At 63.8% G+C, this 12,841-nt stretch carries 12 protein-coding genes and 1 pseudogene; 8 read left to right on the top strand and 5 right to left on the bottom strand.

Features of this window, described 5'->3' with window-relative positions:
* The first annotated feature begins 200 nt into the window (after window positions 1-200).
* The 6 genes from U5A52_RS08545 (at window position 201) to U5A52_RS08570 (ending at window position 7,059) form a co-directional block, all read left to right on the top strand.
* Window positions 201-1,406: a cation:proton antiporter gene (locus tag U5A52_RS08545; RefSeq protein WP_321907219.1), complete on the top strand. Its 1,206-nt coding sequence runs from the start codon at window positions 201-203 to the stop codon at window positions 1,404-1,406.
* Between the two features lie 55 nt (window positions 1,407-1,461).
* Window positions 1,462-2,577, top strand: a complete 1,116-nt coding sequence (locus tag U5A52_RS08550; RefSeq protein WP_321907217.1) for a YbdK family carboxylate-amine ligase — start codon at window positions 1,462-1,464, stop codon at window positions 2,575-2,577.
* An 823-nt stretch (window positions 2,578-3,400) separates the two neighbouring features.
* Window positions 3,401-4,039 carry a MarR family winged helix-turn-helix transcriptional regulator gene (locus U5A52_RS08555; protein ID WP_321907216.1) on the top strand — a complete coding sequence of 213 codons (639 nt, stop codon included), beginning with the start codon at window positions 3,401-3,403 and terminating at the stop codon, window positions 4,037-4,039.
* A 250-nt stretch (window positions 4,040-4,289) separates the two neighbouring features.
* Window positions 4,290-5,018 carry a glutamine amidotransferase gene (locus tag U5A52_RS08560; protein ID WP_321934482.1) on the top strand — a complete coding sequence of 243 codons (729 nt, stop codon included), beginning with the start codon at window positions 4,290-4,292 and terminating at the stop codon, window positions 5,016-5,018.
* Window positions 5,019-5,137: 119 nt separating this feature from the next.
* The gene (locus U5A52_RS08565; protein WP_321934483.1) at window positions 5,138-6,250 is read left to right on the top strand and encodes an NADH:flavin oxidoreductase/NADH oxidase; all 1,113 of its coding nucleotides are present in this window, start codon (window positions 5,138-5,140) and stop codon (window positions 6,248-6,250) included.
* A 302-nt stretch (window positions 6,251-6,552) separates the two neighbouring features.
* Entirely contained in the window at window positions 6,553-7,059 is a 507-nt protein-coding gene (locus U5A52_RS08570; protein ID WP_254319210.1) for an SET domain-containing protein, read from the top strand.
* An 81-nt stretch (window positions 7,060-7,140) separates the two neighbouring features.
* Here U5A52_RS08570 and U5A52_RS08575 read toward each other — a convergent pair whose 3' ends face one another.
* Both U5A52_RS08575 and U5A52_RS08580 read right to left on the bottom strand, forming a co-directional pair.
* Complete coding sequence (locus U5A52_RS08575) at window positions 7,141-8,709, bottom strand: sensor histidine kinase (RefSeq protein ID WP_321907208.1); 1,569 nt, start codon at window positions 8,707-8,709, stop codon at window positions 7,141-7,143.
* 205 nt (window positions 8,710-8,914) lie between these two features.
* Window positions 8,915-9,601, bottom strand: coding sequence for a response regulator transcription factor (locus tag U5A52_RS08580; RefSeq protein WP_027815974.1), 687 nt, complete (start codon window positions 9,599-9,601; stop codon window positions 8,915-8,917).
* Window positions 9,602-9,707: 106 nt separating this feature from the next.
* Between U5A52_RS08580 and U5A52_RS08585 the strand changes: the two genes are divergently transcribed.
* Window positions 9,708-9,938 (top strand): DUF3717 domain-containing protein, encoded by a 231-nt coding sequence (locus U5A52_RS08585; protein ID WP_028203283.1) that lies wholly within the window; start codon window positions 9,708-9,710, stop codon window positions 9,936-9,938.
* A gap of 103 nt (window positions 9,939-10,041) precedes the next feature.
* Here U5A52_RS08585 and U5A52_RS08590 read toward each other — a convergent pair.
* Both U5A52_RS08590 and phhA read right to left on the bottom strand, forming a co-directional pair.
* Window positions 10,042-10,356, bottom strand: a pseudogene (locus U5A52_RS08590) (4a-hydroxytetrahydrobiopterin dehydratase); the annotation flags it as partial.
* 201 nt (window positions 10,357-10,557) lie between these two features.
* Complete coding sequence (gene phhA / locus U5A52_RS08595) at window positions 10,558-11,451, bottom strand: phenylalanine 4-monooxygenase (protein ID WP_321934484.1); 894 nt, start codon at window positions 11,449-11,451, stop codon at window positions 10,558-10,560.
* A gap of 141 nt (window positions 11,452-11,592) precedes the next feature.
* Between phhA and U5A52_RS08600 the strand changes: the two genes are divergently transcribed.
* On the top strand, window positions 11,593-12,084 hold the full coding sequence (locus U5A52_RS08600; protein ID WP_028203286.1) for an Lrp/AsnC family transcriptional regulator: 492 nt from the start codon (window positions 11,593-11,595) through the stop codon (window positions 12,082-12,084).
* Between the two features lie 58 nt (window positions 12,085-12,142).
* On the opposite strand, the gene U5A52_RS08605 is transcribed toward U5A52_RS08600, so the two are convergent.
* Window positions 12,143-12,667 (bottom strand): class IV adenylate cyclase, encoded by a 525-nt coding sequence (locus U5A52_RS08605; RefSeq protein ID WP_201698411.1) that lies wholly within the window; start codon window positions 12,665-12,667, stop codon window positions 12,143-12,145.
* Between the last annotated feature and the right edge of the window lie 174 nt (window positions 12,668-12,841).

Below are 12,841 nucleotides of genomic sequence, written 5' to 3' on the forward strand. Positions count from 1 at the left end.
CATCGGCGGGCGCGAACCGCGCGAGGCGCAGAGCAGGCACGCACCAGACGGCGAGTAGAGGTGTCGTTCGCCTCGTGCGGCACGCGGTTTGCCTGCGGTCTGCCTGCGGTCTGCCGGATTGTCAGCCGCATGTCGATCTAACGTCGGACAGCCGGATTCGTTCCCACGCAAGATGTTGTTGCCAAGGAGAAGCCACCACGATGAAGTCGGCGTTTTCGTTTTTTCCCGCCTGGCCGTTGCCGCTCGACGGTATTTTCTGGGCCGGGCTCGCGCTGCTCGCCGCCGGTTTGTGCGGCGAGCTTTGCTATCGGGCGTGGCGCTTGCCGCGGATCTCGGGCTATGGGGTGATCGGGCTCATTGCCGGGTCGGCCGGGTTTGGCGTGGTCGACGCCAATGTCGGTACGTCCGCGCGGCCGCTGCTCGATGTCGCGCTCGGCCTGTTGCTGTTCGAACTGGGCAGCCGGCTCGACCTGCGCTGGATCCGCCGCAACCCCTGGCTCATCCTTTCGAGTCTCGCCGAGGCCTCGCTGACCTTCGTGCTCGTGCTTGGAGTGCTGCTGTTCCTTTCCGTGCCGACGATGATCGCGCTCGTCGTGGCCGCGATCTCCATGGCGACGTCGCCTGGCATGGTGATCCAGCTCAAGACCGAGTTGCGGGCGGAAGGCCAGGTCACGCAGCGCTTGCTCACGCTCACGGCGCTCAACAGCATGTATGCGGTGATCGTGGAAAAGCTCGCGTCAAGCTGGCTGCACCAGGAAATCTACGGCAACGTGTTCGCGACGATCCTCCAGCCGCTCTATCTGCTGATCGGCTCGCTGGTTCTCGCGTTCGTGCTCGCCCGTGCGTGCACGCTGTTTTACCGGCGGTTGAGTCCGCAGGACGAGCACTCGTTTGTCGCGCTCTTCGGTCTCGTGCTGCTGGCGATCGCCATGGCGCACCTGCTCAAACTTTCGACGATCCTGAGCCTGCTTGCCGCCGGCATCATCGTGAAGAATCTGGAGCCGCGTCCGCAACTGTGGCCGCAGCACTTCGGCACGGCCGGATGGCTGCTGACGGTGATTCTGTTCGTGCTCACGCTCACGACCTTCGAGTGGCACGACATTCTCGTGGGCGGCGCGGCCGCGGCGGGGCTGATCGTCGCGCGCCTCGTGGCCAAGCTTGTCGGCGTGCTGATGTTCGCCAAACCGAGCGGGCTGCACTGGAAGCAGGGTATCGCGCTCGGCATTGCCTTGACGCCTATGTCGGCGCTCGCGCTGCTGCTCGTCGAGGACACCTACGAGCTTTATCCGACGTTCGATCCGCGCCTGCGCGCGATCATTCTTTGCTCGATCGTCGTGCTGCAGCTTTTCGGACCCTGGCTGGTCTATCGCGCGCTTGCCCTCGTCGGCGAACGCGGCGAAGCATGAAACCCGCGTCGCGCGCGGCCGGCGGCTTGCGCGCGACGCCCTGATAGGGGACGCCATGTCACTCGAAACATTTGTCGATTCGAAGCCGTTCACGTTCGGCATCGAACTCGAAATGCAGATCGTCAACACGCACGACTACGATCTGACCAAGGCGGGTAGCGACCTCATGCGCCTCGTCAAAGATCAGGAGATTCCGGGCAACATCACGCCCGAAATCACCGAAAGCATGATCGAACTTTCCACCGGAATCTGCACGAATCACGAGCAGGCCGTGGCCGATCTGCGCAAGATTCGCGACGTGCTCGTCGCTGCGGCCGATCGTCTCAATGTCGGTCTGTGCGGCGGCGGCACACACGCATTCCAGCAGTGGAGCGACCGGCGCATCGTCGATACCCCGCGCTTTCAGTATCTTTCCGAGCTGTACGGCTACCTTGCGAAGCAATTCACGGTGTTCGGCCAGCACGTGCATATCGGCTGCCCGGATGCGGACAGCGCGCTTTTCCTGCTCCATTCGCTTTCGCGCTTCATTCCGCATTTCATCGCGCTCTCGGCGTCGTCGCCCTATGTGCAGGGTGTGGACACCGGATTTCATTCGGCACGACTGAATTCCGTGTTCGCGTTTCCGCTGTCGGGCCGCGCGCCGTTCGTGCTGAGCTGGGAGGAGTTCAAGGAGTACTTCTCGAAGATGGTGCACACGGGCGTTGTCAACAGCATGAAAGACTTTTACTGGGACATCCGTCCGAAACCCGGTTTCGGCACGATCGAGGTGCGCGTGATGGACACGCCGCTTTCGGTGGAGCGCGCCGCGGCGATCGCCTGCTACATCCAGACGCTTGCACGCCATTTGCTCACCGACCGGCCGATTGCGCCGCTCGAGGACGACTATCTCGTGTACACGTTCAACCGCTTCCAGGCATGCCGTTTTGGTCTCGCCGGCACCTGCGTAAATCCGCAGACGGGGGAGCGGCGCACGATTTCCGAAGACATTCTCGACACGCTGGACCGGATCGCGCCGCACGGCGAGGCGCTCGGATCGACGCGCGCGCTCACCGAAATCGGCACGATCGCCCGCGCGCAGAACAACGACGCCACCTGGCTGCGTAGCGTGGTGGCCGAGGAAAAGTCGTTGCACGAAGCCGTCCGGCAACAGTGCCTGCGCTGGCGCGCCTGACCGGAATCAAAAAAGGGGAGCCGGCGGACGCACAGGACCACTGACCGATTTTCGCGGGGTGCCAGAAGCGCTCCGCGCAGGCAAAGCAGGATGCAAGGGCAGCTTTCGGGCTGCCCTTCGTGCTTTCGGGGCTGGGAAACAGGTGAGAAACAGGTAAGACGCGGGTAAGAAGCGGGTAAAAAGCGAGGTAAGGGGAGCGGACAAAAACCGGCCGATAAGCACGCCAAAAACGGGTCGCGTTGGTTCCGCGCGCCACTTTTTTCGAGGTGGAGAAAATTTTTTTTGCCGGCTTCAAGGTACCTGGGGGTTCTTATTTTTTTGACCTGGGTCCCGACATGGTCCATATTCATGGACAAATGGCCCCACACCGCTGTGGGTAACCTTCGATTTCCCTGCAAACTCAATGGACTACGTAATGATTGGTTAGCCACAATCGGGCAGATTCCTGTTGCGTTTGAGACAGAAATCCGCGATAACCTGCATGGGTCATGCAGCGACGATTGCGAGCGGTCAAGAACCTGTGCACATAGCAATAGCGTGCTTATCAACGGGTTATCCACAATTCGCGTTGGATAAGTTAGCTGTGCGATTTGCCGCTCTCGCATAGAATGTCGGTTTGCTGCACTGGCATCGGAACTTGAAGGATGTTTTCGGGGTCTGCGGCAAGAAAAATGACAGTGCTACGTACACCTTGGCGTGCGCGTAGCAGGTTTTTTTGAGATGGTGCGGCGCTCGGGAACCGGGCGCCAGCGTTCCCACAGGCCGTCGGTCAAAGCGGCGGCTGACGATGCAGCGCAAGCTGCCAAATAACCAGCGAAAGACTATGAGCGAAGGCGTATACGGAGAGCAGGCAGCCGGGCGGGTGACCCATAGCCTGCTGCGACTTAGCACGGCTATGCGGAGCCAGGCGTGGGACTGGGCCGAAGGGGCAGGACTCACGCCTACCCAGGGCGAAATTCTCGTGCTGCTGATGCAGCGTAAGGGGCCGATGCGCCTCGGCGAGATCGCACGTGAAACGGCCCTCACGGCCGCTACCACGAGCGATGCGGTGAGCACGCTCGAAACCAAGGGGCTTGTCGAAAAGCGTCGCGCGCTCGACGACGGCCGCGCACTCGCGGTGCGTCTGACCTCGCGCGGCCGCACGGCGGCGAAGAAGGCCTCGCAGTGGCCTGACTTCCTCTCGAAGGCGGTCGGCACGCTGAAGGCGGACGAACAGTCCACGCTTTATCGCACGCTGCTCAAGACGGTTTATCTGCTCGAAGCGCAGGAAACCAGCCCGCAACACCGCATGTGCCTGACCTGCTCGCATTTCGAGCCGAGCAAGAACCCGAAGAAGACGCCGCATCACTGCCAGCTTCTGAACATCGATATGGCTGACACCGATCTGCGTCTCGATTGCTCGGTCTACGAACAGGCCGACGTGACGACCCAGAAGAAAAACTGGAAGATCTTCGCGGTTTAAGGCGACAGCTGCGCCGCCGCCCCGGAGCGGGCGGCGCGCGTTGACGCCCGCGCGCGTCATGCATGTAATTTACGGTAATGCAAAGCGTCGCAATGTCGATTGCGTGCCGGTATTGTGTGCGTGGTAATTTGTGTAGTTCTCGCAAGTATTTGCCACACGTTTTTGTCACGACCGCAGGCGCAAACGTGCACACGCGCCGTACACAGGCGGTCACGTGCAAGCCGTCCACAGCCGACCCGGGAATCTGCCGATGAATCGCGAAGTATTGGCTGTGCGCCATGTCTATTTCGAGGACCTCGGCAGCTTCGAGCGCGTGCTCGGCAACCGTGGACGCCCCGTGCGCTACGTCGACGTCGGCTTCGCCCGCGTGGGCGCGCTCAATCCCTTGTCGGCGTCGCTCATGGTCGTGCTCGGCGGTCCGATCAATGCGTGCGACGACGCACGCTATCCCACCCTCGTTCCCCTCGCTGCGATGATCGAAAAGCGCGTCGCGGCCGGTCTGCCCACGCTCGGCATCTGCCTCGGCGCGCAACTCATCGCTCGCGTGCTCGGTGCGCGCGTGTATGCCGGGCCGCAGCCGGAAATCGGCTGGGCGCCGCTCACGCTCACCGACGCGGGCCGCGCCTCGCCGCTGCAGCACATCGACGGCGCACTCACCTCCATGCTGCATTGGCATGGCGATACCTTCGATTTGCCACAGGGCGCGACGCGTCTCGCTTCCACGCCGCTGTGCGAGAACCAGGCGTTTTCGTGGGGCAACCACGTGCTCGGGCTGCAATGCCATCCTGAAGTGCGCGCCGACCGCTTCGAGCCCTGGCTGATCGGAAACGCCGCCGAAATCGCCACCGCGGGCGTGGATGTGAACGCGCTGCGCGACGACACGGCGCGCCACGGGCCGACGCTCGAAGCGCAGGCGAGCCGCATGTTCGGCGAATGGCTGGACGCTGTAGACGCCCGCATGGCCGCGCGCCAACCCTGAACCCGACCTGATCCTTCTCGCGCGGGCGCACGTCGCGCACGCGCTGTGTTTCCTGTCGAACGCGCGAAAAAAGCGCATGCTATTCTCGGACGCTTCTGCCATCCGTCCGTGGACCTCCCATGAGCAAGCTCTTCACTCCGCTCGAACTGCGTGGCGTGACGCTCGCCAATCGCATCGTCGTTTCACCGATGTGCCAGTACTCCGCCGAGCGTGGCGAGGCCAACGACTGGCACATGATCCATCTCGGCCACCTGGCGTTGTCGGGCGCCGCGATGCTTTGCATCGAAGCGACGGCCGTCGAACCCGACGGCCGTATCACGCCGGGCGATCTCGGCCTCTGGGACGACGTGACCGAAGCCGCGCTCGAGCCCGTTATCGCTGCTATCCGCCGCCATTCGCCGATCCGCATCGCCATGCAGATCTCGCACGCGGGGCGCAAGGCGTCGAGCCATGTGCCCTGGGAGGGCGGCCAACTGATTCCGGTTGCCGAAGGCGGGTGGCTGCCGCACGCGCCTTCGGCGCTCGCGCACAAGGAGGGCGAGGCGCCGCCGCTCGCACTCGACGTCGCGGGTCTGAATCGCGTGCGCGATGCGTTCGTGGCCACGGCGCGCCGCGCTGCGCGTCTTGGTATCGACGCGCTTGAAATACACGCGGCGCATGGCTATTTGCTGCACCAGTTCCTCTCGCCGATCGCGAACCAGCGCAGCGACGAGTACGGCGGCTCGCGCGAGAACCGCATGCGTTTTCCGCTCGAAGTGTTCGACGCCGTGCGCGCCGAATTTCCCACCGATCGCCCGATCGGTGTGCGCGTTTCGGCAACGGACTGGGTTGAAGGCGGCTGGACGCCCGAGGACACGGTCGTCTTCGCGCAAGCGCTCAAGGCACGCGGCGCGGACTGGATCGACGTGTCGTCGGGCGGTGTGTCACCGCTGCAAAAGATTCCGCTCGAACCTGGCTATCAAGTGCCGTTCGCACGCAAGGTGAAGGCCGAAACCGGCATGACGACGATTGCGGTGGGCCTCATCACCGACGCCTTGCAGGCCAACCAGATCGTCGAAGACGGCGAAGCCGACATGATCGCGATGGCACGCGCGATGCTCTACGATCCGCGCTGGCCGTGGCACGCCGCGGCACAACTCGGAGCGAGCGTGAACGCGCCGCCGCAATACTGGCGCTCGCAGCCGCGCGAGTTGAAGAAGCTGTTCGGCGAGACAACGCTCGGCCAGCGCTGATACGCTGCGCGCGGCGCTTGTCTCACGGCGCATATGGGTTGAACGAAAGAGGCGCGAGCGTGTACGATGCCGTCTGTGGCGCGCCGGGCGTCGCATGAGCGCGGCGCCCAATCGGCGCCGCGTTTGCGTACGGACCGCGGCGAGGCAGGACGCGAAGTTTGATGCGAAGGCCGATGCAAGGCCAGGCAGACCGTCGGGCACGGCTTCATGAGAGAGCCGCAGGCGGCGCGCGCGAGGATGTGTTCCAAGCCGCCTGTCATGACCGGGACAGTCTCCCCCAGTACTTCACAAGGATTCATTCAATGAGTGAACGCAGGATCGTCGTGCGCCAGTCGGGCGTGCACGGCAAGGGCGTGTTTGCGGCGGTCCCCATTGCGACCGGCGAACGACTGATCGAATACAAGGGCGAGCGCATCTCCTGGAAGGAAGCGCTGCGGCGTCATCCGCATAATCCTGACGAACCGAATCACACGTTCTATTTCGCGCTCGACGACGGCGACGTGATCGACGGCAAGGTGAAGGGCAACAGCGCGCGCTGGATCAATCATTCGTGCGCGCCGAACTGCGAAGCCGAGGAAATCGAAGGACACGTTTATATTCACGCGCTGCGCGATATCGCAGAGGGCGAGGAACTCTTCTACGACTACGGTCTCGTGATCGACGCGAAGCAGACGAAGAAGCTCAAGCGCGAATACGAATGCCGTTGCGGCGCCCGCAAATGCCGCGGCACGATGCTCGCACCGCCCGACGACGACAAGTCTGCGAAGGGCGCCAAGGCCTCGAAGGGCAAGAGCAAAAAGAAGAAGTAAGCGGCGCAACGCGCGTCGCGTCGCATGAAGCACAAGGGCCGCATGAGAGCGGCCCTTGTCGTTTTCGTGGCAGGCGCAGCGTTAGAGATCGATGCTCGCCTGATGAGCCGGTTTCTTCTCGCGCGGCGGTTCGTCTGACTTGACCGCCTCGCGCTGCACGGTTTCAGCGGCGCTGCCTTCCTTGCTGTCCCGCTTGTCTTTGGCGTCCGTGCGTACCGGCGTTCGGACAGTCGCGAGCGGCACGCGCACGATGAAGCGCGCACCGCCTTCCGGTGCATCTTCGTAATGCACGCTGCCGCGATGCAGCGCCATGATGTCGTGAACGATCGCAAGACCGAGGCCCGCGCCGCCGTCCACGCCGTTCTCGCTTTGAGCGTCGCCTCGGAAGAAGCGCTTGAAGAGATCCGCTTGTTGCAAAGCGGGCACGCCGCTGCCGTTGTCTTCCACGACGATCTCGGCCATCGGCGTGCCGTCAACGGAGGACTGCGAAACAGTCACGGTGATGCGACCGCCTTCCAGCCGCGCAGGCGGCAAATATTTGAGCGCGTTGTCGAGCAGATTCGCGATGACCTCGTGCAGCAGCACGGGGTTGCCGCGCACCATCAACGGCGTGTCGTTCTCGGGGTCGTCGAGGCGCTGGAAACCGAGGTCGACGTGATTCGCCAGCGCGCGCGGCACCCATTCGGCGCCGGTCTCGAACGCGAGCGCGGCCATGTCGATATCGACGAAACGCGCAGCTTGCTCGCCCGGCTCCGCGCGCGCGAGCGAGAGCAGCTGATTGGACAGACGCACCGCGCGATCGGCGGCCGCACGCAACTCGCGCACGGCGTCGCTGACCTTTTGCGGCTCGCGCGCGTTCACGGCCTGCTCGGCATGCAGCTTCACCGCGGTGAGCGGCGTGCGCAGCTGGTGGGCCGCGTCGGCGATGAATTTGCGCTGCGCGTCGAGCGCGGTCTTCAGGCGGCCGAGCAGCGCGTTGAGTGCGCCGGTGAGCGGACGGATCTCGACGGGCACATAGGTCTCGTCCACGGGCTCGAGCGACGTGTGCGTCTGGCGGTTCAGCGAGTCGGCGAGCGCGGTGAGCGGGTTGAGCTGCTGGTTGACGACGCGCCACACGATGACCCAGCCGGCAAGCAGCAGCAGCAGCAACGGCATCATGATCGCGACGAGAAATTCGGCCGCGATGCGAAAGCGATGATGCACAGGCTGACCGACTTCCACGACGATCGGATTACCGTGTGTTTGCGGCACGCGCACCTGGGCGACGCGCACGGTCACGCCTTTGTAGATCGTTTCGAACACGTACGCGTAGTGCATGCGGCGCACGTTGGTGCCCTGCAGCGGCAGATCGTGGTCGCCCGCGATTTCCGTTTCGCCGTTGCTGATGCGATAGATGAGATGCTCGACGGGGTCGGAGAACATCGCCTGCGCGAGCGGCGGGACGGTATTGGGGGCATCGTCGCCGGCGATCTGGATCTGCCGGGAAATGGCCGTGGCGAGGTCGGCGAGCGAGCGGTCCACTACGTGCTGCGTGTACTGCCAGGCGAGCCAATAGGCGATCAGGCCGCTCATCAGCGCGAGCAGCGAAAGCGGGGCGGCCAGGCGCCTTAGCAGCGTGCGCCGCAGACTCGTTGCGGCAGGTGAGGACATGATGGCTTCGGGGCGAATGATGGATCGTGGGTGCGGCGGCGTGCGCCGCACGGGACCGATCCATTGTACGCGGGCCGCGGGCGCGGCGGCTGAAGTCCCATCGATGGGGCATTCGCGTGCCACTGACGTGCCAGTGACGGGCCATCAAGCGCAAACGGCGGCGGAGTGATCCGCCGCCGTTGGCTGGCTCAGGAAGCGAGGCGAATCAGGCTGCCTGGCGGATTTCCTGCAGCAGATAGCCGAAGCCGCGCACCGTGACGATTTCGACGCGGCAGTTCTCGAGCTTCTTGCGCACGCGGTGCACGTAGACTTCGATCGCGGTGTCGCCGAGGTCGCCGCCGAAGTGCGTGAGGTGGTCCTGCAGTTGCGCCTTGCTCACCACGCGGCCGTGACGCAGCAGCAGCATTTCGAGCACGGCGAACTCGCGCGGCGAGAGTTCGAGCGGCTTGTCGTCGTTGAAGATGCGGCGATCGACGCCCGACAGGCGCACGCCGCCGAGCGACACTTCGGGGCGCGGCACGTCGCCGTGCGGGCCGCTGCGGCGCATCACGGCGCGAATGCGCGCTTCGAGCTCGGCCGGCTCGAACGGCTTGAGCATGTAGTCGTCGGCGCCGGAATTCAGGCCTTGGACGCGGTCGTTCAGTTCGTCGCGCGCGGTGAGCACGATAACGGGCGTGTGCCGGTTGCTTTGGCGAAAGCGCGAAAGCAGCGTCATGCCGTCGATGCCCGGCAGGCCGAGATCGAGGATCACGAGTTCATGGCGATTCTGCGTGAGGGCCTGTTCGGCGAAGATGCCGTCGTGGACCATGTCGACCGTGAAGCCGGCTTGTTCGAGGCTGGACTGGATACCGCGTGCGATAGGGCGGTCGTCTTCGATCAGAAGGAGTCGCATGGGATTCGCTCAAGTACAATGGGTTTTAGCGTTCAGGCACGCAGTTCGCGAAGCGTCGCTTGCTGACATTACGGCATAGCCCGACGGTTGCGCGATCACGATCCACATGTCCGATATTTCGATCACCGAACTCGAAGCCGCGATCAACTTCTGGCGCAACCGCTCGCCTTCGATTGGCGACGAACTCGCGTTGTGCCAGGAGGCGAGTGCGCTCTCCAAGCCTTATGCGCTGCTGATTGTACAGCGTCAGAACGCCATATCACCGGAACGTTTAGACCCGATTGCCCGCGCTGCCTGGGAGTCTTACGTATCCATCAAGAATAGCCTTCAAAGCTGAAGGTTTGAAGGCCCGCTACCCTGCATTATGCTTTCATGGCACGCTGCGCGCGCGTTGTGTGCACTCGCCGTGCGCACAGCGTACCCATGCTTGGTACTGCTGCTTATGCGCTGAGCGGTCCAGGCGCGATCGAGTCGATGAAGCGCGCGAGTTCGATGTCGCGTGAGGTGAGGCCGTCGGCTTCGTGGGTGGAGAGCGTGATTTCGACGCGGTTGTACACATTGAACCACTCGGGGTGATGGTTCATTTCCTGCGCCTTGATCGCCACGCGCGTCATGAAGCCGAATGCTTCATTGAAGTCGGCGAAGCGGAAGTGGCGCTGGATCGCGTCGCGGCCGGCGACGGCCTGCCAGCCGCGCAGGTCGGCGAGTTGCGATGCGCGCTCTTCGGATGTGAGTCGGTTGATCATCGTTGCACCTGTGTTGAGCTTGGGGCCTGGCGTGCGCCGTTAGCCGATCAGCCATTTTTTCACTAATGGGACGCGTGTGCGAGCGGCCCGGTCAAGGAACGTGCGCATGTTGCGGCGCAAAGCGCCGTTGCGTCCCGTATTGCGTCCGATTTTGCGTCGGCGTTGGCTGGGAGTTGCGTCTACTGGTCGCGCCGCCCGGCCGACTTTCGTTCAGACGTCGCCGTCGTCGAGCCAGCCCTCGCCCGTGCCGCGCGTGATGATCGTGTCGCTGTGCAGCACGTCGCCCGCCGCGTGAGGCTGCGACGCGATGAGCGCCGCCGGGTCGGCGAGGCGCGACGCAATGCCCGCACCCAGCGCTTCGAATAGCTGGGCGAACGAGTCGATCACGAAGTAGGTTTTCTGGAACGTGTCGATGCGATAGCGCGTGCGCAGCACGCGGTCGAGGTCGAACGCCAGCCGGTTCGGCGCCGCGCTTTCCACGCTGTAGAGCGTCTCGCCCTTGCTCGACACGATGCCGGCGCCGTAGATCTTCACGCCGTCTGGCGCGCTCGCGTCGCGCATCAAACCGAACTCCACCGTGTACCAGTAGAGCCGCGCGAGCAACGGCAGCGCGCGCTCCTCGACGGCAAGCGCCGCGCGGCCATAGGCGTGAATCGCATCGGCGAAAGTGGGGTCGGTGAGCAGCGGCACATGGCCGAACAGGTCATGGAAACAGTCGGGTTCCTGCAGATAGTCGAGCTGATCGGGACGGCGCATCCACCAGGTGACGGGAAAGCGACGGTTCGCAAGGTGCTCGAAGAAGATGCGATCCGGCACGAGGCCCGGCACGGCCACGATGCGCCATCCGGTTGCCGCCATCAGACGCTCGCTCACCTGCTCGAACGAAGGAACGTGGGAAACGTTCAGGCCGATGCGCGTGGCGCCTTCAAGGAACGCCTCGCAGGCGCGGCCTTCGAGCAGCGCGTGCTGACGCCGGTAGAGCTGGTCCCATACGGCGTGATCGGCCGCACCATAGCGCTCGAGCGGCTGGTCTATCGTGAAATCGGGACGGGTGGTGAGACCCGCGTCGAACTGCTCCTGCAGTTTCGCGGTGGCGGCGGCCATGTTCGTAACGCTCCACTAAAAAGGCTTGCTGTTGTACAAGTCTAGAGCGGATGGCGCGCGGCATGTGCGCGTATTGAACGAGATTAGTCTCTGATATGCAATAATCGAGCGTTATCAAGTCAATCAATGCGAATTTCATTCATGCTCGAACTCGATCATTTCGATCTGGCGCTCCTCGACGTGCTGCAGCGCTTTGGCCGCGCTACGCACCAGCAGCTTGGCGAGCAGGTGCCGCTCTCGCCCTCGCAGATCGGCAGGCGGCTGCAGCGTCTCGAGGCCTCGGGGGTGATCGACGGGTATCGCGTGGTGCTGCGGCCCGAAAAGCTCGGGCTGGGCGTGACCGCGTTCACGAGCCTGAAGCTCAAGCATCACGGGGATTCGATCATCGAGCAGTTCCAGCAGCAGATCGACGTGCTGCCCGAAGTGCTCGAATGCCATGCCGTGGTGGGTGATGCCGACTATTTGCTGCGTATCGTCGCGCCCGATCTGAACGCGCTTTCGACCTTCGTCATGAAGAAGCTCATGCGCGTGCCCGGCGTGGACAGCGTGCGCTCGAACATCGTGCTCACCACGTTCAAGCGCAACGGGCCGCTGCCGCTGGGTCATCTGGAGCCGGGCGCGCCGGCTGCGTGAGCGTAGGGCCGCAAAGGGTGGATAAGGGCCGCAAGGGCCCGTTTGCTGATTAAACCGATCAGGCCGCACTGGCCGTATTGAGCAGATCCACGTAAGCCACCGCGACGAGATCGCTTTCGTCCACGCCGAGCTTCGCGAACACCGCGTGCGCCTCGGCTTCGCCGCCTTGCTCGTCGTCCTCGGGGCCGAGCACCACTTCCAGTTCGACGAAGTCGCCCAGGCCGTCCACGCGGTCCAGATGGATGCGCGTGCGGCCCGCCAGATACACGTGGCGCTCTTTCGAGACGATGCCGCGCGTGGTGAGCGCCGTGGCAAGCAGCGAGTGCATGGCCTCGGCATTGGTCACAGGGCTGCGCGTGTAGTACGAGGCCTTCGGGCCGTCGCGATCGTCGCGCTGATAGAAGATCAGCTCGGGCGGCGTGCCGTCGTCGAACTGGCGCAGCTTCAGGCGGCCGCGCGGTACATCGTAGAAGAAGTCCTGCTGGCGAAAGATCAGGGGCGCATCGGATGCGAGCTGGGAAGCGCGCTCGCGCAGGGCGTCGAATTGACGGGCGCGGGCTTTGATTTCGATGTTGCGGGCCATGCAAGGCTCCTGTCGAACGAAGGGAACAAGGGGAACGATGGGAGAGGCTGGAAACGCGCCGCGCAGGGTGAGCACGCCGTCAGGCGTGCCGAAAACGCGGAGCGAATTCCCAATCTATCAAAACTTGTGTGACAGCGCTGTTACGCGACACGGTCTGCGCTCACGTCCGACCTG

This window comes from Paraburkholderia sp. J8-2 (assembly GCF_905220195.1).
Classification (GTDB): Bacteria; Pseudomonadota; Gammaproteobacteria; order Burkholderiales; family Burkholderiaceae; genus Paraburkholderia.

Excerpts from the sequence above, each read along its gene's own strand:
- U5A52_RS08600 (WP_028203286.1), top strand. The coding sequence starts at position 11,593 with ATGCTCGAACTCGATCATTTCGATCTGGCGCTCCTCGACGTGCTGCAG.
- phhA (WP_321934484.1), bottom strand. The coding sequence starts at position 11,451 with ATGGCCGCCGCCACCGCGAAACTGCAGGAGCAGTTCGACGCGGGTCTC.
- U5A52_RS08575 (WP_321907208.1), bottom strand. The coding sequence starts at position 8,709 with ATGTCCTCACCTGCCGCAACGAGTCTGCGGCGCACGCTGCTAAGGCGC.
- U5A52_RS08555 (WP_321907216.1), top strand. The coding sequence starts at position 3,401 with ATGAGCGAAGGCGTATACGGAGAGCAGGCAGCCGGGCGGGTGACCCAT.
- U5A52_RS08565 (WP_321934483.1), top strand. The coding sequence starts at position 5,138 with ATGAGCAAGCTCTTCACTCCGCTCGAACTGCGTGGCGTGACGCTCGCC.
- U5A52_RS08585 (WP_028203283.1), top strand. The coding sequence starts at position 9,708 with ATGTCCGATATTTCGATCACCGAACTCGAAGCCGCGATCAACTTCTGG.
- U5A52_RS08550 (WP_321907217.1), top strand. The coding sequence starts at position 1,462 with ATGTCACTCGAAACATTTGTCGATTCGAAGCCGTTCACGTTCGGCATC.
- U5A52_RS08580 (WP_027815974.1), bottom strand. The coding sequence starts at position 9,601 with ATGCGACTCCTTCTGATCGAAGACGACCGCCCTATCGCACGCGGTATC.
- U5A52_RS08545 (WP_321907219.1), top strand. The coding sequence starts at position 201 with ATGAAGTCGGCGTTTTCGTTTTTTCCCGCCTGGCCGTTGCCGCTCGAC.
- U5A52_RS08605 (WP_201698411.1), bottom strand. The coding sequence starts at position 12,667 with ATGGCCCGCAACATCGAAATCAAAGCCCGCGCCCGTCAATTCGACGCC.
- U5A52_RS08570 (WP_254319210.1), top strand. The coding sequence starts at position 6,553 with ATGAGTGAACGCAGGATCGTCGTGCGCCAGTCGGGCGTGCACGGCAAG.
- U5A52_RS08560 (WP_321934482.1), top strand. The coding sequence starts at position 4,290 with ATGAATCGCGAAGTATTGGCTGTGCGCCATGTCTATTTCGAGGACCTC.